We start from the raw sequence: 15984 nt of genomic DNA, 5'->3' as shown, positions 1-15984 counted from the left end.
TCAGAACAAACTAAAGGGAGACTGTTATGGCGGATGGCAACTTTTCTGGCGCTAAGCGGAGCATTGTGGTTGATGGGTTCACGAATAGCGTTTTGGACCCGAACGAGCCAATGCTCGGACCATTGCAAAGCGGCGGCACAATCATATCAAATACTGCTCCCGGCTGTTGGGGGCCAATGATAACCCCACGGTTGCGTGGTGGTCATGAGGTAACCAAGCCCGTTTTCATCGATGGAGCTGAGGTCGGTGATGGCGTAGTTATTCGTATTCGAGACATATCTGTCACGTCGCTAGCGACAGCTTCAGGTCATGACACAGTTTCGAACCAGTTTTGTTTGGGCGACCCCTTCGTGGCGGCCCGCTGCCCTATCTGCGACGAAGTCTGGCCTGAAACACATATCGAAGGAGTGGGGCAGGATTCCGTCCGCTGTGACAAGTGTGGAGAACCCATAAAGCCGTTCACCATGGAGCACGGTTATACGGTCATTTTCGATGATACGCAGTCAATAGGCGTGACACTACCGCAGGATGCAGCACGTAAGATTGCCGAAAATGCAGATCACTATGCCTCATTGCCAGACAACTCCGTGCAGCACTCAATCTTGAATTATGCTCCTGCTGACCTTGTTGGCGCGATCGTTCGAATGCGGCCGTTCTTGGGTCAGCTAGGCACAACTCCATCCATAGCGATGCCAGACTCGCACAATGCAGGTGATTTCGGTTCCTTCCTTGTCGGTGCTCCTCACAGTTACGCGCTTACACCAGAACAGCTTCTTGAGCATAAGACTGATGGACACATGGATATCGACGCTGTTCGTGCAGGTGCGGTTATAGTTTGTCCTGTAAAAGTTAAGGGCGCTGGCGTCTATATGGGCGACATGCATGCGTCGCAGGGCGATGGAGAAATCGCTGGTCACACTATGGATGTTGCAGGAAGTGTGACGCTTCAGGTTGAAGTACTGAAAAAATACAACAATGACGGACCCGTATTATTTCCACTACTGGAAGACTTGCCTCCTCTGGCCCGCCCATTCACCGAGGAAGAAAAGCAGAAAGCGTCCAAATTAGCACAACAATGGGGCGTGGAAAGAACTGAGGAAGTGGCGCCGATTTCTGTCGTTGGAACTGCACAAAATATGAATGCCGCTATCGTCAACGGTCTGGAGCGTGCATCCAAGCTCCTTGGCATGACAGTCGCAGAGGTCCGTAATCGGGCAACTGTCAACGGAGCCATTGAGATTGGTCGTGACCCGGGCGTAATTCAGGTCACATTTCTTGCGCCACTGAAAAATCTGGATGCAGCTGGACTTGGGGATATTGCGCGCAAGCAATACGGCCTGTGATGATCCTATAATAATAAGAAAGAGCGTCCTACGGGGCGCTTTTTGTATAAGATGCTGCAGCTATTCTCTGCTCTCTAATGATTTTAAATTAATTTTTTCGTCGTGCTCTTCAATAGTGATTTCTGGGAATGTTGCTATCCCAGCAGATGTTAAAATGGTTTCCCGGCAGATTTTTGCAAAGTTTTGATCATTCACATCAGAAAGATATTTCGCCACGCGAAAGAGGTCGGATGTTTGAACTAAACACGTACCGGATGATTGGGCAGCAGAAATACACTTTTCTGTGAATTGCGTGCTTCGTTCGCTGGGATTTTGCAGCCTATATCCGTTTCCGAATAAAACCGGTTTTGCTTGATGAGTCACATCTTCACGTTCTAAATCTTCGTGAATGTTCATCGCGAGTTGCCGAAGCTTATCAATATTAATGGGCTTGTTATCTTTCCCCTCTGCCTCACCTAGAAGCCGCCCTTCGGGACAAGAAAAGACTACGTCGAATTCAGATGTGGCGTCTTTATAGTTATTCGCCTCAAAGCCTAAGGCGCGCAGAGCTTTTATAATTGCCCCTTCAAGGGGGGTACCCTTTTCATACAACAATCCTCTTAGACTGCCAACTTCTCTTAGGGCGTCTGATGCCTGTTCCTTTTGTTTTTGAGCTTCAACTAGTCTCTGTTCAGCGGCCAATAAAGAAGCCTTTAGATTCTTCTCTTCCAACAGTAAAAAAGAGTCGCTATCAGCCCACTGGGGCGTAGGCGTGACCTCTGCATCGGATCGAAGAGTGCTGTCGATCCCTAGCCAAGAATGGGTTATCCTGTCAGCGAACTGCTTAGCATTGTCGTTGTATTCACCATTAGTGAAAAAGGCATCGTCGTAGAAGTCTAATGACGGAAGAAGTACAAGGCTGCCACCACTCGACGTGCTGTAGATCCCCCCGACTAGTAGATCTCCCGTCTTCGTTGTGATTGGCGCGTACGGAGGATTGCCACCTAGGGTAACAAGAAACGTCGAAACATTTCCAAATGTCTTCCAATAATCCGAAAGAGCTGTTGCTTTTGGAGATAACTTCATCGACGTTCCACTCGCTTTTCTGGCAGGTGCCTCGAGCGGAAAACAATGATAATTAGAGTAAAGACTGACGATATGCGTTGTTTGCCGGTTTTTACCCGTGCCTGAATGATTTCGCTTGCCTGTGTCAACGTAAAACTCACGCAGCTCAGACAAGTAACAAATAACCGTCTTTCCGGAGTCGACGGCTAACTTTATTTCTCTTCTCCAGTGTTCGCATTGTTCAGTCAGGCGAAAACTTTCATTTTCGTTGAGACTAGGTTTTCCTTGATACTCATCGTAATATCCGAAATTCTCGCCAATCTCAGGGACGAAAATAGTAATATCCCAATCAAGCAGTGTTGATGTTGATTCAAAATCTATGTTGCTAACATAGTCGCTGTTTATATGTCTGCCGATCAAAGCGATGGTGCGTGGCGCCATTCAATTTATCCCCCGTTGAACAGGTAAAAAAACTGAGTTGCACTCACAAATCAAGGGGAACAAGTTGCGAACATAGTGTCCGCTTTCTCCTGATTTACAACCCACTGTCACAATCAAAATACAACCATAGGTAACGCGTAAGTCATACTGCGTAAGTCTCAAAAAACCTAAAAAGACTTGCGCAAAAGCACGCTGCTTTTAGTGCGTAAGAGTTCTTATATAGAAACTTACGCACAAAGCGCGCAGCGCGTAGTTCTATGCGTTTGAGAACTACGCAATTTTGAGAAAATTTCCTGATTGAAAAATACAACCTGATTTGAGGTTGGTTGAAATTATGCCGGTTGACGCTTGACCTGCCTGTCACTCCCACCATGATGTGAATTCTTCCGCTACCAACGGAAGCCCACCAAGCTGACGCACCATGAACACGAGGAGGGACCATGACACGAAGACGTGCGCTGAAAGGCGCGTCATCCAGCAAGCTCAAATCGACAACCAGTGCCAAGCCAAGCACAACAAAAGCCACGACGCAGACGGTCCGCATTAATGGCGTCCGAACAATCATCACGACACGCGATGGCAAGGTGACCACGAAAGCTGCCCTGCCTCTGGAGTGGGAACTGCAAGCTGCACAAGTTCGCAGCCTGCGCAGATTGCCGGAATACGTACACACAGCGAGAGACGTGCGGCCGGGAACATTCACACTGGCCGGAGATCAAAACGCAGCCAAGCGTGGACCCAAGGCAAGAGCAGAGGCATTAGCGGCAGGGCTGACGCCGGGAGAAGCAGACGTCCGGATATATCTCTACGGTGGCGTGCTGCGGCAAATTGAAAACAAGGTCGGCAAGGCCAAGCTCGAACCTAGTCAGACAACCCGCCATCCGTTGCTTGATGCACTTGGCTTTCCAGTTGTGGTCGTCAGGGCAGTCACCGAAGACGATGCAGCGGAGCAGGCAGTGAGGCTGGTTAAAGGCTGGCTGAGTGAAAGCGCGACAAGCCAAGCCGCTTAATTGACGAACCAAACACGAGGAGAATTGTGTGAGCAACGCAGTAACAAACAAAATCATCCCTGAAGGCTTCTATTGGTCAAAGTTGTGCGGAATGGCCTTAAGGAAGAGACAGCTTGGATCACCTGTATCTGTAGAACGGCACACCGTGACCCCAAGTTCTTTGTTGAGGCGGGTAATTGCAGAAGTGTCGCCAGTCGAAAACGACGCCAATGAAGCCAAAAAACTGACATCAGAAGACGCTTCCCGTTACGGTTCCGCATTGTGGTCTGGTAAATTGAAAGAATATTTCTCTTGGAGAGCGGAGCAGGGTTTGTCGTGGTGGCATGAACAAGAGCGCCTTTATCCTTCCGCAGCCAATGATAATTCGGCGGTAGCAGTCAGGAAGGCAGCATGAGTAGGCACAAGTCCCTTGCCGGAGCCATGACTGCTTTAATGGCTTACAAAAACCGGCCCGAAAGCGAAATCATACCCGTTTCAACAAACTGGAATGTGGTGCCTGAGAATAGCAACGAACCAGAGGTGATATCGAAGATGCATACTGAGCGACGCATCCAGATACTTCCGACCGTTGAGGAAATCATGCGGAATGTCAGCAGTGAGGACATCGAGCGCAATGATCTAGGTCAGATAGTTCGTATAGGCCGGCTCAAATTCAGCGATGGAACGCAAGTTGAGGCAGGAAATAAATATGGACCCGGTGGCGAGGTAATCGCCACCAAACATCGAATGCCAGCGGGTGCAATGCTCGGATGCCGCGAACAGGAGAGCAGGACGCTAGGCGGAGATGAAAACCCATCCGAAGTTACAGCAAGTAATAGCTACTTTCTAGCTGCGTTCGAATTGAAGCGCCGAGAGCGTATTCCATCAGGGAAAAAGACAAAGCGGACATACCAAACGCATGACCAAGCGAAAGAAGACCTCGCAAAAGCATACGCAAACACGCCAGTGCTGCCGCCAGTAACAAGATGCCCGCCCGGCCTACCCAATGCAGGCAACCGTATCTCAGATAGCTTTCTTGGGATGAAGAAAACGACAACCGGTGAATCTGGATCAATGGGGTGGCAGGATGTTTCTACTGCCCTGGTAGTTCGCGAGATATGGGCCCAAGCCATCGAGGCGCTATCTGAGAGAGATAGAACGGTAATGGATACGGCGGCACATGGGAAGGTGAGGAACTACGAAAGCTTGGGAATATCTTTGGGCTTCAAGTCAGAATATTCGAGACGCAAGGGCGGACGGAAGGCCTTAACTGCTGCCAATGATAATCTTCAAGAAAACATAAAAAGATTTTCTGCTTAGGTCCATATTCCGCATAGTTATGGTTCTTAGATGTGAAGGGGTCGAGATGGAGACATTACGACCCCAAACAGTTCCGACCACGGACCCTGCGCTATGCTGCATCAAGTGCAGCCTCTGAGTGTGGGGTAACTATCAAAACACAAGTCATCATCACTTATCATGCTTTGCGTGATCAATGACGCTTGTTTTCAAATCCCCGGCGCCGTATCTCCTCCGGCAGACGGGATACGGCGGGTTGAGCTTATCGGGCTCCCCGCCGATCAATTTACATCCCGGTTTCGCGATTGTCGCCCATATCGGGCTTTTTGCCGGTGACGGATGCAAATAGCATCTTCGCAGTGGCAGTTATGGCGCCAGGGCCGTCCCAAAATTCAGCATGGCTCGGAGATACAACTATCAGACGGATATTCGGATCGTTCTCGGATTCCCAGAACGCCTTAGCAAACGGTGTCCAGACATCCTTAATTTTATCGCGATCGTTGGATACCTGAGCATTGCCCTCAATGAACAGATAATCATTGGCGGATTCATTTGAGAATGTGAGCTGCACAGGTGACTGGCCTTGGATATCAGTCACTTTATCGCTTTGAGCGTCGGTAAGGAAATAGATCGCGCCTTCATCTTTGCGGACGATTGGGGACATTGGAACCTGTTTTCCATTCCAACCATAAAAGCAGACGCGGTTGTCTTCAGCTATCTTCCAAGCTTTCTGTGGATCTGAATGGGACATTGGTTTCGCCTTTTCTAATTACGAATGGGTTTTGAGTTAACTCGAAGAAGGGTTGCCCCACTATCGGCGACAACGGCCGAGCATCATCCCAGCTAGCAATCCGATGACGCCGACTGTCACGAGTGTCGCAGTTGCTGCACCCGGATTTTCGCGAGCGGCATTAAGAACTCGTTCGCCGTGATAGCGAGCATTCGAAGCTACGTCTTCAAATGCTGAAGATGCGGACGACAAAGCGTTGTCAGCTTTGTCTGTAGCGCTGCCAAGTCGGTCGGCGAGTTGCGAAGAAAGGCTGCTCAGTTGGCTACGAAGTTCGCTGATCTGATCTGCAACTGCATTTTCTGGTTCGTTTGCCATTGAGACTATTCCTTCTGAAATGAATTGGTCTGCAGCGTGTGCTGCCTTGCTATTTGAAAACGTGTTGCCACGAGTTTTGTTTCACTGAGAACAGAAAGAAAATCTTATCTGGGTGTAGCTCAGCAGGTAGAGCGCTCGGCTTGGGTCCGAGAGGCCGCAGGTTCAAGCCCTGCCACCTTGACCAGTTTCTGCAGGATAGAGCGGTCCGGTAGCTCGTCAGGCTCATAATCTGAAGGTCAGTGGTTCGAATCCACTTCCTGCAACCAAACAAGACCAGCGACGCCTTCTGCCGCCACGACACATTGTGGATTAAGTGCAAGCGCACCCAAGCTGGTTACTTTCAAGAGGAGAATATCATGAACACAGGTCAGACTATTATCGCAAATGCATTCAATGAATGGATGCGTCGATATACCGAAGATCCAAGCGGCTTTGAGCATGAGTGGCAAACTGTCAGCAAGTTCCTTGAACAGCAGCAAAATGGTGTTGAGCCTGATTATGGTCAGTCATGCGCTGCATATCTTAGGAAGCTGATTGATGAGCTGTCAGCCTAAGCAACAACGCACATGGCTTCGTCTCTATAAGACTGCCCGATGGCAGCGAATGCGCGAGCGACAACTGACCGAGCAACCGCTTTGCATGTTTTGCTTGCAGGTTGGCGACGTAGAACCTGCGACCGTGTGTGATCATGTCATCGCTCATAAGGGCGACGAGTTCCTTTTCTGGGATGCAGGCAACCTCCAGTCACTTTGCAAGACGTGCCATGACCGAACCAAGCAGCGTTTGGAGCGAGGTCAGGACATCGTGACCTTTGGGGCCGACGGGTGGCCGGTTTGACCCCCGGGGCATCAAAAAAGTCGACGAAGGTCGAAAGCGCCGGAACGGCGAGGGACTGTCGAACGCGATCCCGCAAGTTTTCAAAGTTTTTTTACAGGTGAATAATGGGCGCAAGAGGGCCAAGGCCTGAAACGCCTGAAATTCAGGCGCTGAAGGGCAATCCGGGCAAGCGAAAGAAGCGTGCCCCGTCGATACGTCCGAACGGCGATGTTTATAATCCAAACTATTTAGATGACGATGCCCGCGAGTGCTTCGAGATGATCGTATCGGCTATGCCGCCAAGCACTTACGCGGCGACAGACGCGGGCGGTATTGCCGTTTACGCAGCCGCATGGGCTGACCACAAACGCGCGACAGAAGCGTTAAAGACATTGCCGGCATTGGTGCCGGGGTCGACTGGAAATCTGTCAGTAAATCCATGGTTCAAGATCAAGAATGAAACCGCACGCATTATGATGGCAATGGGCGACCGTTTAGGGCTGGACCCAAAATCGCGTGCTGGTCTTGTTGCCCCAGAGGAGAAGCCAAAATCGAAGTTCGCAGGCCTGATTGGGCAAAGCGCGGTGAAGGCGTAACCCAACTGGGGCTGAACCGTGCAGAACGTGTAATCCAGTTCATTGAGCTGCTGCGCGTACCGAGCGGTGAAGGACAAGGTGGTCAACTACTGCTTAGACCTTGGCAAAAGCAGTTCATATCCGACTTGTATGCGCCGCATGATGCGAAAGGCCTTCGAAGAGTGAGGCGGGCTTTGCTGTCAGTTGCGCGTAAAAACGGCAAGACGGCGATTATTGCTGCCATTGCACTGGCCCATCTTATCGGGCCCGAGGCGATACAGAACGGCGAAATCTATTCGGCTGCTAATGATCGAGAGCAGGCGGCACAGGTTTTCAAATTCATTCGCCAGTTGGTGGACGCCGACGAAGAATTAAGCCAAGCGCTTGACGTGATACCGTCGACGAAAACTGTCGTGTGTAAGAGCAACGGCTCCTTTTACAGGGCGTTGAGCGCTGAAGCAGGCACAAAGCATGGCTTGAACCCGTCAGTTTGGATTTACGATGAACTGGCTCAGTCTAAAAACCAAGAACTCTATGAGGTAATGAACACCTCGCAGGGCGCACGGCAAGAGCCGCTTGGAATTGTTATTTCTACTCAGTCGCCCGATCCTGAGCACCCGCTCTCAAAGTTGATTGATGATGGCTTGGTAGCCGACGATCAGACGGTACTGGTTCACCTGTATTGCGCGGATGATGACGCCGATATCATGGACGTCGATGCGTGGGCCGCGGCAAATCCAGCATTAGGAGACTTTCGATCTATTGAAGATCTTAAGGCGCTTGCTGTGCAGGCGTCTCGCATGAAGACAATGGAATCGAGTTTTCGGAACCTGTATCTCAACCAGCGTGTAGATCAGACGTCCCCGCTCATTCCTCGTTCCGAATGGAAGGCATGCCAGACAGGCGGAACACTTATAGCTGGAGAACGAGCCTTTTTTGCCCTCGATCTTTCGGGCGTGCATGATCTGACCTCTCTTGTCGGTGTGAGCGCCGACGCGAGTGAGGATAGGTTAAAGGCGTGGAACTGGAAGCCTCAGGAGTTTCTGATTGACCACGCAAAGCGTGATCGTGCACCTTACGATGTTTGGGCAGCGGAAGGATGGCTAGATACGCCTCCTGGCCGCGCTATCGATTATGCGTATGTTGCTCAGCGAATCGCTGAAATTCGCGAAGAGTATGATGTCGTCGGGCTGGCTTACGATCGCTGGCGCATTGAACAGCTACTGGTCGAATTTCAGCGCATTGGTGTCGATGTCTATATCGACGGCAAGGACAAGCCATTTGATGGCGCGTTGCGCCTTGTTCCGTGGGGGCAGGGATATCGCGATATGTCGCCAGCGGTTGAAGCACTTGAAGCTTCAGTCATTCATCGCCGATTAAAGCACGATGGCAATCCCGTGCTGACTTTCTGCTTTGCGAACGCGATCGTGGCAACTGACGCATCCGGTAATCGCAAACTTGATAAGAGCAAAACTAGATTTCGTATCGACGGCGCCGTCGCATCAGCGATGGCAATCGGCCTGAAGGCTCGCGAAGTTACGCCAGACGAGCCAGAAAACCTCGATGACTTTATCAATAACATGGTCGTCATCGCCTAACTCACGACGGAGCGAATATGGGCTTCATTGATAGATGGGTCGGAAAGCCCATCAAGCTCACCGACGGCGAGTTCTGGCGCGGCTTCTTCAGCCTTGGAACGACGTCAGGTGAAACAGTCACTTATGAGAAGGCTCTTGAGCTTGATGCTGTTTGGGCCTGCGTAAATCTCGTAGCTAACTCTGTGAAAACGCTGCCATGCAACGTTTTTAAAGACGACGGCGTCACAATCGATCGTGAAAACGTCCTTTATGAACTGCTTCACGATATGCCCAATCTTGACGACACTGCGTCTGATTTTTGGGCCATGGTTGCGATGTGTCTTTGTCTTGACGGCAATTTTTTTGCCGAAAAGAAGATGAACGGCGGTCGCCTTACTGCTTTGAATCCACTTCATCCGCTCGCCGTGAAGGTTTGCCGCGACGATCGGAACAATCGCTATTACGAAGTGACTGAAACGTCTAAGGGCAAGTCAGGCACGACCAGACGTATCAGCGAAGACAAGATGTTTCACGTTCGCGGGATGGTAATTCCCGGCTGTGATCGTGGTCTTTCGCCAATTGGCGTTGTCAGGAATACTGTCGGCAATGCGCTTGCGGGTGAAAAGACGGCTGGCAAGATGTTTGCCAACGGCATGCAGGTTGCGGGCGTTCTTTCATCTGACCAGATCCTAAAATCAGAGCAGCGTAAACAGCTCGGTGAAGTGCTTGGCCAGTTCGCCGGGTCTGAGAAGGCCGGCAAGATTGCTGTTCTTGAAGCTGGGCTTAAATACCAGCAGCTCACGATCAATCCTCAAGACGCACAGATGCTGGAAACGCGCCAATTTAGCGTTGAGCAGATCTGCCGTATCTTTGGTGTTCCGCCTGTCATGATCGGTCATGCCTCAAACGGTACGACGACGTGGGGAAGCGGGATCGAACAACTGATCCTGCAGTTCACCAAGACCTGCTTAACTCCGTTGCTGCGCAGCATTGAATCGGCAGTCTATCGCGATTTGTTGGACGCAAAGACGCGCAAAACGACTGTTGTAAAGTTCAACATGGAAGGCCTGTTGAGAGGCGATAGCCAGGCGCGCGCTGACTTCCTGCAGAAGATGGTCAACACCGGCATTTATACGCCAGATGAGGCCCGCAGTTACGAAAACAAGGCCTCCAAACCGGGCGGCGATCAGCTCATCGTCAACGGAACAATGCAACCTTTGCACGGCATCGGCGACAACGGCGGACCATCGCTTGACGACACGCCCGAAACGCGCGCTGCTTAAGGGATTTCAATGAAATATCAGAATATCCTCTCGGCATTCGCTGCCGAGCCTTGGGCAATTGCGCCTGAAAAACTCGAAGCGATGACCGCCTTCCTGCTGTTTAAGGCAGAAGGCGGCAGCTTTTCGCCTGATGAGGTCGCGGTCCGCATCAGCAACAAGCGTGCGAATGAACTCGCAAAAACGGAGGGCGCAACTGCTGTCATCCCTGTTTATGGCGTACTTGCGCAGCGCATGGACCTCATGTCTGAGATCAGCGGCGGTGTTTCATACCAGTCGCTGAAGCGAAGCATCCACGAGGCGCTAGCCAATGATGACGTGAAGGCCGTTGTTCTGGACATTGATAGTCCGGGTGGGGCTGTTCCGGGCACTGATGAGCTTGCTTCTGAAATCCGCGCCCTTCGTGGCGGTGACAAGCCAATTATTGCACAGGTCAACAGTTTGGCGGCAAGTGCAGCGTACTGGATTGCATCTGCGGCCGACGAGATTGTTGTCACGCCATCCGGCCGGGCTGGTTCTATTGGCGTTTACACATCACACGATGATGTTTCTGCGTATCTCGAAAAGAATGGCGTGAAGCGCACGTATATTTCAGCGGGCAAATACAAGGTCGAAGGCAACGAAGTTGAGCCTTTGGGTGAAGATGCCCGACAATTTATTCAGGATCGTGTTGATTATTCTTATCGCCGTTTTGTTGAGGCAGTGGCGGAAGGCCGCGGCGTCACGAAATCCAAAGTAGAGGACGGGTTTGGTCAAGGTCGCGTGTTCTTCGCGCAGGAACTGATTGATCGTGGAATGGCTGATCGGATTGCCACGCTGGATGAAACGCTGGCGCGTTACGGTTCCGATTCAACACCTCAGCCAATTCGTCGCATCAAGGCTGCAAACACCGCGCGTGCTCAGGATGCTGACACGCTTATCGCGAAGATCCGCGCTGGTGACGAAGTTTCAAAACGTGAATTCGAGAACGGCCTCAAGGGTCTTGTTGGCTGTTCGAATTCAGAGGCAGAGCGGGCCGCTCGGCTCTACCTCAAGTCTGATCAGGGGGAACCTGATGTCGATGCGGATGCTGCTGTTTCGGCGGCGCTAGATCAGCTCATCGCTGAAACAAAATCGTTCAAAATTTAACATCAGGAGGGCTTTATGCCTGAATTGAATATTGCTGAAAAGATTGGCGAACTTGGCCAGTCGATTGCCGCCATCAAAGAACAGGTTGGCAATCTGGGTTCCGAATACACTGCAAAGCTAGAACAGGCTGGGACTGTCTCGGCCGAACTAAAAGACAAAACCGATAAGGCGCTGTCGCAGCTTGGTGATGTAGCAACTCGGCTGGGTGGTTTGGAAAAGCGCGCAGCTCGCGAAAGAGAAGTCGAAACTGCTGGCTTTAAGGGCCTTGGCGACTATCTGGTCGAATCCGAAAAGTTCCTCGCCATGGACAAGGGCGGTCGTGGTTCCGTTCGCGTAAAGGCCGAGCGCGCAGATATCACTTCTGCCAACACAACTGTCGGTGCCGGTCGCTCGGATACAACGTCGCTTGTGTCGGGTCATCGCGTGCCAGGCATTATTGCTCCGCCTAACCGCACCTTTACAATCCGTGATCTGCTTGCACAGGGTGAAACCTCGAGCAACAGCATCGAATATGTGAAGGAAACTGGCTTCACGAACAACGCCGCTCCGGTTGCCGAAGCGCCGACTACGCCGAAGCCGAAGTCGGACATTACGTTCGATCTTGAAACGACGCCTGTTCGCACGATCGCTCATATCTTCAAGGCGTCTCGCCAGATCATGGACGACGCGCCAGCACTGGCTTCGTACATCAATGCGCGCGGCACGTACGGGCTTAAGTTCGTTGAAGAAAACCAGCTGCTCAACGGTGACGGCACCGGTCAGAACCTGAACGGCCTTCTGCCGCAGGCTACTGCCTTTGCTCCAGCGTTTACGCCAGCATCCGCAAACGGTATCGATCGTCTGCGCCTCGCTGTACTGCAGGTCATTCTTGCCGAATACCCAGCAACTGGCTTCGTCCTCAATCCAACTGATTGGGCCAAGCTGGAACTGACGAAGGACGGCGAAGGTCGTTACATCATCGGTAACGCTCAGGGCTCGACCGCTCCGACCCTCTGGAATCTTCCAGTTGTTCAGACACAGGCCATGGCAGTCAATGAGTTCCTAACCGGTGCGTTCAATCTTGCCGCTCAGATCTTTGACCGTCAGGATGTTGAAGTTCTGCTTTCGAGCGAGAACGAAGACGACTTCGTCAAGAACATGCTGACGATCCGCGTGGAAGAGCGTCTTGCTCTCGCCGTGTACCGTCCAGAAGCATTCGTTAAGGGTGACGTCGAGGAATAATAGTGGCTGGGAGGCTTCGGCCTCCCTCCCTTTTGGGAGGGTCTAATGGCGCTATTAGAGCTTGAAACAGTCAAACGTCACTTACGCGTCTTTCATGATGACGAAGACAGCCAGATTGAAATCTACGCGGCTGCTGCGGAATCTATCGTTACAGAATATCTCGACCGAGAAGTAGTTGGGACTGGCGAAACACCAGCCTTGCCTGATGGCATTGCTGTTGGTCCCGCTATTGTCGCTGCGATTTTGTTGGTTACAGCTGATCTGTACGAGAACAGAGAGCCTGACATGAGTGCGCAGGGAGAGGTTGTATTGCCTCGACACGTGCGCGCTCTATTGGCTTCTTGGCGCGTTTGGCGTTCAATCCCTGATGAGGATTAAAGAATGCAACCAAAGAATTACAAAACCGACGGCGGTGATACGCTCGTCATCGGCGGCACACTGAAGGTTGAAGCCGGTGCAACGGTTGAAGGTCTTGAAGGTGGTGGCGTAGGATCAACCGCATGGGCCGACATTACCGGCAAACCGGCCACCTTTGCGCCGACGATTGGTGCAACGGCAGCTACTGCCGCTGCTGGCAACCACAACCACGCAGTGACAGCCGACGCTGGAAATGGACTTGCGGCAGCTGCGAATATTCAGGCAGCTTTCGTTGCCCTGTCGGCACGCATTAAGGCGCTCGAAGACGCTGCTGGCTAATGCCCCACGTCCGTTTCACCGTAGACTTCGACTGGAAGCCACTCCCGCAAGTCACGATTGCTTATAAGGCTGGCTGGTCTGGCCTTGTGACTTCGCCTTGCGCAACTGCTGCAATCGAACGAAACAAGGCTGTTCGCCTGAAAACTCCGAGAAAAGGTGAGAAGGATGGCGACACGTAAAGGCGCAGGCGCGCTCAACAACATCGTCGTCTTTCAGCAGCGTGAAGCGGTGAGGGACGAGGGCGGTGGCACTAGCCAAGATTGGGTCGACAAGTTCGAAACCGCCGCTCGTTTGCAGCCCCGCCTCGGTTCCGAAACGGACATCGCCGCTCGTACGCAAGGTATCCAGCCTTATACGCTTGTTGTTCGCAGTGAACCGCGAACACGAGGCGTCACGCCGTCATGGCGGGCTAGAAACAAGCGAACTGGCGTTCTTTACGAGATCCAGTCTTGTGCAAACCCCGACGAGGTCAATCAGTACATCGAAATGCGCGCTGTCGTGCAGGGAGGTGGTTGATGGCTATCGGTGCTCGAATTCTGGGGCTTGCTAAACTCGAACAGAAGTTCAAACGCTTGCCGAAAGTCGCTCGCGACATGGTTCGTAGTGCGATGGAGCAGGGCGCTGACGATATCGTCGATATGATGAAACGTCGGGTTGCTGAAGACGACGGCGCCCTACGGGAAAGCATCGGCTGGACGTGGGGTAAAGCTCCAAAGGGCAGCATGGTTATCGCGACAGTCGAAGCCAGCCTTGCAGCTGATTGGACGATCACGATCTATGCAGGCAATAAGGAAGCTTATTACGCGCGATGGGTTGAATTCGGTACGGTAGGCTTTGCCAACAAAGGCATGTTCCCCGGCACGAAGAATCCCGGTCAGGGAAAACAACCATTCTTCTACGTGACGTGGCGGGCCAAGGATAAAGAAACAAAACGCCGTATTCGTCGAGCCATCACCAAAGCAGCGAAAACAGTAGCCGCAGGAGGCTGATGGATGGACCCCGTATGGGAACTTCAAACCGCGATCTATGCGCGGTTATCGCAGAATGCTGCGCTGACAACGCTAATCGGCGCTGACAAAGTCTATGACAATCCTCCCGCCGATCCTAATGGCAATATACCGGCCGCGACCTATCCATATGTTTCATTCGGCAGCTCTTCGTCTTCTGATGACAGTGCCGATTGTATTGATGCGGTTGACGTTACTTTCCAGATTAATTGCTGGTCGTCTCTGCCAAGTCAGAAACAGGTTAGGCAAATCGCCGACGCTGTCACCAAAGCGCTTAAACGATGGGAACCGCCGCTCGCGGTGAACGCTCTCGTCACCTTCGATTACTGGCGGACTGACTACATCCGCGCTCCCGGCATCAACCAGGCTTCTATCCAGTACACGGCCGTCATCGAGACGCCGTAGCCGCACCGCCGGATTTCACCACACCAAAACACGAGGATCAATATGGCCCAAGCTACAACAATCAAATCGGGTAAAATCCGCGTATTGCTCGGCAATGACGCCACCCCGACAGTTTATGAAAATCCCTGCGGATTTACACAGCGCTCAATCACAATCACTAAGGGCCTCGAAGAGGTAAATATTCCGGATTGTAACAATCCAGACCTTGTTGATTGGGTTGGGCGCGATGCAACCAGCCTGTCGATGAGCGTGAGTGGCGAAGGCGTACTGGCTGCCGAAAGCGTAGATGCATGGCTAGAAGCAGTGGACAGCATTGATTCAGTGCCGGTGAAGATCGAGTGGGAATTCCCACTGAAGACGATCACCTGGACTGGCTTCATGCATGTTGAAAGCATGGAAGTTGGCGCAACTAACGGACAGCGCGCGACGAACAACGTCAGTCTTCAGTCCGATGGCGTTATGGTTCGTACGTCTACCCCGGCTGGTGGCTAATGCGGGACGCATCGATTGAGCTAACTTGGGCGGATGATGATTACAAATTCCGCCTTGGATGGAGCGAACTTGAAGCACTTCAAGAGGCCTGCGACGCGGGCCCCTGGGTTATTCTTGAACGTTTGATTTCGAAGCAGTGTTTCGTCGGTGATATCGCAAATGTCATTCGGCAAGGCCTTATTGGTGGCGATATGAAGCCGACTGATGCAACAAAGCTCGTGCAGCGTTATGTCGAAAAGCGGCCTCCCGCTGAAAACCTTTTGTTTGCTATCGCGATATTACAGGCCGGTATTCAAGGCGTACCGGAGGAGCCTGTGGGGGAGCAAACAGCGGCAAGTCAGAACCAATCGACAGCCTCCCCAATGGAAAGATCAGATTTGCCGCCATCTACGGAAACGGTGCAGTTCTAGGATTTACGCCGCAAGAAGTGAGACAAATGTCCATGTGGCAATACATGGCTGCGCTTGATGGTTACATCAAAGCGAATACGCCAGATGAGCCGGGCAAACTGTCAGAGACCGAAAAAGACGATCTTTGGGATTGGATTAAGGCTGGGTGATGCTGGC

The 15984-nt window shown here is 51.9% G+C and carries 23 protein-coding genes and 2 tRNA genes; 22 read left to right on the top strand and 3 right to left on the bottom strand.

Translation table 11 applies throughout. The annotated features are described in order from the left end of the window. The first annotated feature begins 26 nt into the window (after nucleotides 1-26). Complete coding sequence (locus tag RI570_RS17395) at nucleotides 27-1343, top strand: acetamidase/formamidase family protein (RefSeq protein ID WP_313829906.1); 1317 nt, start codon at nucleotides 27-29, stop codon at nucleotides 1341-1343. A gap of 60 nt (nucleotides 1344-1403) precedes the next feature. On the opposite strand, the gene RI570_RS17390 is transcribed toward RI570_RS17395, so the two are convergent. Beyond that, nucleotides 1404-2828 (bottom strand): hypothetical protein, encoded by a 1425-nt coding sequence (locus RI570_RS17390; protein ID WP_313829904.1) that lies wholly within the window; start codon nucleotides 2826-2828, stop codon nucleotides 1404-1406. Between the two features lie 440 nt (nucleotides 2829-3268). Here RI570_RS17390 and RI570_RS17385 point away from each other — a divergent pair, with 440 nt between their 5' ends. From RI570_RS17385 to RI570_RS17375, 3 genes are read left to right on the top strand one after another with little or no spacing between them, the layout of a single operon-like run. Further along, complete coding sequence (locus tag RI570_RS17385; RefSeq protein ID WP_313829902.1) at nucleotides 3269-3838, top strand: VRR-NUC domain-containing protein; 570 nt, start codon at nucleotides 3269-3271, stop codon at nucleotides 3836-3838. A 28-nt stretch (nucleotides 3839-3866) separates the two neighbouring features. Further along, a complete protein-coding gene (locus RI570_RS17380) occupies nucleotides 3867-4232 on the top strand; it encodes a hypothetical protein (protein ID WP_313829900.1) in 366 nt (121 codons plus the stop codon). Continuing rightward, nucleotides 4229-5137, top strand: a complete 909-nt coding sequence (locus RI570_RS17375; RefSeq protein WP_313829899.1) for a hypothetical protein — start codon at nucleotides 4229-4231, stop codon at nucleotides 5135-5137. The genes RI570_RS17380 and RI570_RS17375 overlap by 4 nt, the downstream gene beginning before the upstream one ends. 265 nt (nucleotides 5138-5402) lie before the next feature. On the opposite strand, the gene RI570_RS17370 is transcribed toward RI570_RS17375, so the two are convergent. Both RI570_RS17370 and RI570_RS17365 read right to left on the bottom strand, forming a co-directional pair. Continuing rightward, nucleotides 5403-5867: a pyridoxamine 5'-phosphate oxidase family protein gene (locus tag RI570_RS17370; RefSeq protein ID WP_313829898.1), complete on the bottom strand. Its 465-nt coding sequence runs from the start codon at nucleotides 5865-5867 to the stop codon at nucleotides 5403-5405. 60 nt (nucleotides 5868-5927) lie between these two features. Beyond that, nucleotides 5928-6221 carry a hypothetical protein gene (locus RI570_RS17365; RefSeq protein ID WP_313829896.1) on the bottom strand — a complete coding sequence of 98 codons (294 nt, stop codon included), beginning with the start codon at nucleotides 6219-6221 and terminating at the stop codon, nucleotides 5928-5930. Between the two features lie 108 nt (nucleotides 6222-6329). On the opposite strand from RI570_RS17365, the gene RI570_RS17360 reads away from it, so the two are divergent. The 18 genes from RI570_RS17360 to RI570_RS17275 all read left to right on the top strand — a co-directional run bounded on the left by RI570_RS17360 (nucleotide 6330) and on the right by RI570_RS17275 (nucleotide 15977). Continuing rightward, a tRNA-Pro gene (locus RI570_RS17360) sits at nucleotides 6330-6405 on the top strand. A gap of 5 nt (nucleotides 6406-6410) precedes the next feature. After that, nucleotides 6411-6487: transfer RNA gene (locus RI570_RS17355), tRNA-Met, on the top strand. 90 nt (nucleotides 6488-6577) lie between these two features. Continuing rightward, complete coding sequence (locus RI570_RS17350) at nucleotides 6578-6775, top strand: hypothetical protein (protein WP_313829895.1); 198 nt, start codon at nucleotides 6578-6580, stop codon at nucleotides 6773-6775. Continuing rightward, nucleotides 6759-7058 (top strand): HNH endonuclease signature motif containing protein, encoded by a 300-nt coding sequence (locus RI570_RS17345; RefSeq protein ID WP_313829893.1) that lies wholly within the window; start codon nucleotides 6759-6761, stop codon nucleotides 7056-7058. Before RI570_RS17350 ends, RI570_RS17345 begins: the two co-directional genes overlap by 17 nt. Nucleotides 7059-7162: 104 nt before the next feature. Continuing rightward, the gene (locus RI570_RS17340; protein WP_313829892.1) at nucleotides 7163-7633 is read left to right on the top strand and encodes a P27 family phage terminase small subunit; all 471 of its coding nucleotides are present in this window, start codon (nucleotides 7163-7165) and stop codon (nucleotides 7631-7633) included. Beyond that, nucleotides 7588-9210: a terminase TerL endonuclease subunit gene (locus RI570_RS17335; RefSeq protein WP_313830083.1), complete on the top strand. Its 1623-nt coding sequence runs from the start codon at nucleotides 7588-7590 to the stop codon at nucleotides 9208-9210. Before RI570_RS17340 ends, RI570_RS17335 begins: the two co-directional genes overlap by 46 nt. Before the next feature lie 17 nt (nucleotides 9211-9227). Next, nucleotides 9228-10472, top strand: coding sequence for a phage portal protein (locus tag RI570_RS17330; RefSeq protein WP_313829891.1), 1245 nt, complete (start codon nucleotides 9228-9230; stop codon nucleotides 10470-10472). A 9-nt stretch (nucleotides 10473-10481) separates the two neighbouring features. Continuing rightward, nucleotides 10482-11597, top strand: coding sequence for a signal peptide peptidase SppA (gene sppA, locus RI570_RS17325; protein WP_313829890.1), 1116 nt, complete (start codon nucleotides 10482-10484; stop codon nucleotides 11595-11597). Nucleotides 11598-11612: 15 nt separating this feature from the next. Then, the gene (locus RI570_RS17320; protein WP_313829889.1) at nucleotides 11613-12818 is read left to right on the top strand and encodes a phage major capsid protein; all 1206 of its coding nucleotides are present in this window, start codon (nucleotides 11613-11615) and stop codon (nucleotides 12816-12818) included. A gap of 45 nt (nucleotides 12819-12863) precedes the next feature. Continuing rightward, complete coding sequence (locus RI570_RS17315; RefSeq protein ID WP_313829888.1) at nucleotides 12864-13196, top strand: head-tail connector protein; 333 nt, start codon at nucleotides 12864-12866, stop codon at nucleotides 13194-13196. A 3-nt stretch (nucleotides 13197-13199) separates the two neighbouring features. Then, a complete protein-coding gene (locus tag RI570_RS17310; protein ID WP_313829887.1) occupies nucleotides 13200-13514 on the top strand; it encodes a hypothetical protein in 315 nt (104 codons plus the stop codon). After that, nucleotides 13514-13693: a hypothetical protein gene (locus RI570_RS17305; protein WP_113158319.1), complete on the top strand. Its 180-nt coding sequence runs from the start codon at nucleotides 13514-13516 to the stop codon at nucleotides 13691-13693. The genes RI570_RS17310 and RI570_RS17305 overlap by 1 nt, the downstream gene beginning before the upstream one ends. Continuing rightward, nucleotides 13680-14030, top strand: a complete 351-nt coding sequence (locus RI570_RS17300) for a head-tail adaptor protein (protein WP_187548309.1) — start codon at nucleotides 13680-13682, stop codon at nucleotides 14028-14030. Before RI570_RS17305 ends, RI570_RS17300 begins: the two co-directional genes overlap by 14 nt. Continuing rightward, the gene (locus RI570_RS17295) at nucleotides 14030-14503 is read left to right on the top strand and encodes an HK97-gp10 family putative phage morphogenesis protein (protein ID WP_313829885.1); all 474 of its coding nucleotides are present in this window, start codon (nucleotides 14030-14032) and stop codon (nucleotides 14501-14503) included. Before RI570_RS17300 ends, RI570_RS17295 begins: the two co-directional genes overlap by 1 nt. A 3-nt stretch (nucleotides 14504-14506) precedes the next feature. Further along, nucleotides 14507-14926 carry a DUF3168 domain-containing protein gene (locus tag RI570_RS17290; RefSeq protein WP_313829883.1) on the top strand — a complete coding sequence of 140 codons (420 nt, stop codon included), beginning with the start codon at nucleotides 14507-14509 and terminating at the stop codon, nucleotides 14924-14926. A 42-nt stretch (nucleotides 14927-14968) separates the two neighbouring features. Then, nucleotides 14969-15418 (top strand): phage tail tube protein, encoded by a 450-nt coding sequence (locus tag RI570_RS17285; protein WP_313829882.1) that lies wholly within the window; start codon nucleotides 14969-14971, stop codon nucleotides 15416-15418. Next, nucleotides 15418-15828, top strand: a complete 411-nt coding sequence (locus RI570_RS17280) for a gene transfer agent family protein (RefSeq protein ID WP_313829880.1) — start codon at nucleotides 15418-15420, stop codon at nucleotides 15826-15828. Before RI570_RS17285 ends, RI570_RS17280 begins: the two co-directional genes overlap by 1 nt. Before the next feature lie 26 nt (nucleotides 15829-15854). Continuing rightward, nucleotides 15855-15977 carry a hypothetical protein gene (locus RI570_RS17275; RefSeq protein WP_313027886.1) on the top strand — a complete coding sequence of 41 codons (123 nt, stop codon included), beginning with the start codon at nucleotides 15855-15857 and terminating at the stop codon, nucleotides 15975-15977. Nucleotides 15978-15984: the final 7 nt, after the last annotated feature.

It is taken from the genome of Brucella pseudogrignonensis, from assembly GCF_032190615.1.
GTDB lineage: Bacteria > Pseudomonadota > Alphaproteobacteria > Rhizobiales > Rhizobiaceae > Brucella > Brucella pseudogrignonensis_B.
Note: the sequence above shows the minus strand (reverse complement) of the source record. Positions and strands in the feature narration are given on the sequence as shown.

Coding starts and splice junctions, on each gene's coding strand:
- RI570_RS17315 (WP_313829888.1), top strand. CDS start 12,864: ATGGCGCTATTAGAGCTTGAAACAGTCAAACGTCACTTACGCGTCTTT.
- RI570_RS17345 (WP_313829893.1), top strand. CDS start 6,759: ATGAGCTGTCAGCCTAAGCAACAACGCACATGGCTTCGTCTCTATAAG.
- RI570_RS17280 (WP_313829880.1), top strand. CDS start 15,418: ATGCGGGACGCATCGATTGAGCTAACTTGGGCGGATGATGATTACAAA.
- sppA (WP_313829890.1), top strand. CDS start 10,482: ATGAAATATCAGAATATCCTCTCGGCATTCGCTGCCGAGCCTTGGGCA.
- RI570_RS17370 (WP_313829898.1), bottom strand. CDS start 5,867: ATGTCCCATTCAGATCCACAGAAAGCTTGGAAGATAGCTGAAGACAAC.
- RI570_RS17375 (WP_313829899.1), top strand. CDS start 4,229: ATGAGTAGGCACAAGTCCCTTGCCGGAGCCATGACTGCTTTAATGGCT.
- RI570_RS17320 (WP_313829889.1), top strand. CDS start 11,613: ATGCCTGAATTGAATATTGCTGAAAAGATTGGCGAACTTGGCCAGTCG.
- RI570_RS17310 (WP_313829887.1), top strand. CDS start 13,200: ATGCAACCAAAGAATTACAAAACCGACGGCGGTGATACGCTCGTCATC.
- RI570_RS17365 (WP_313829896.1), bottom strand. CDS start 6,221: ATGGCAAACGAACCAGAAAATGCAGTTGCAGATCAGATCAGCGAACTT.
- RI570_RS17285 (WP_313829882.1), top strand. CDS start 14,969: ATGGCCCAAGCTACAACAATCAAATCGGGTAAAATCCGCGTATTGCTC.
- RI570_RS17290 (WP_313829883.1), top strand. CDS start 14,507: ATGGACCCCGTATGGGAACTTCAAACCGCGATCTATGCGCGGTTATCG.
- RI570_RS17305 (WP_113158319.1), top strand. CDS start 13,514: ATGCCCCACGTCCGTTTCACCGTAGACTTCGACTGGAAGCCACTCCCG.
- RI570_RS17390 (WP_313829904.1), bottom strand. CDS start 2,828: ATGGCGCCACGCACCATCGCTTTGATCGGCAGACATATAAACAGCGAC.
- RI570_RS17300 (WP_187548309.1), top strand. CDS start 13,680: ATGGCGACACGTAAAGGCGCAGGCGCGCTCAACAACATCGTCGTCTTT.
- RI570_RS17295 (WP_313829885.1), top strand. CDS start 14,030: ATGGCTATCGGTGCTCGAATTCTGGGGCTTGCTAAACTCGAACAGAAG.
- RI570_RS17340 (WP_313829892.1), top strand. CDS start 7,163: ATGGGCGCAAGAGGGCCAAGGCCTGAAACGCCTGAAATTCAGGCGCTG.
- RI570_RS17395 (WP_313829906.1), top strand. CDS start 27: ATGGCGGATGGCAACTTTTCTGGCGCTAAGCGGAGCATTGTGGTTGAT.
- RI570_RS17330 (WP_313829891.1), top strand. CDS start 9,228: ATGGGCTTCATTGATAGATGGGTCGGAAAGCCCATCAAGCTCACCGAC.
- RI570_RS17275 (WP_313027886.1), top strand. CDS start 15,855: ATGTCCATGTGGCAATACATGGCTGCGCTTGATGGTTACATCAAAGCG.
- RI570_RS17350 (WP_313829895.1), top strand. CDS start 6,578: ATGAACACAGGTCAGACTATTATCGCAAATGCATTCAATGAATGGATG.
- RI570_RS17385 (WP_313829902.1), top strand. CDS start 3,269: ATGACACGAAGACGTGCGCTGAAAGGCGCGTCATCCAGCAAGCTCAAA.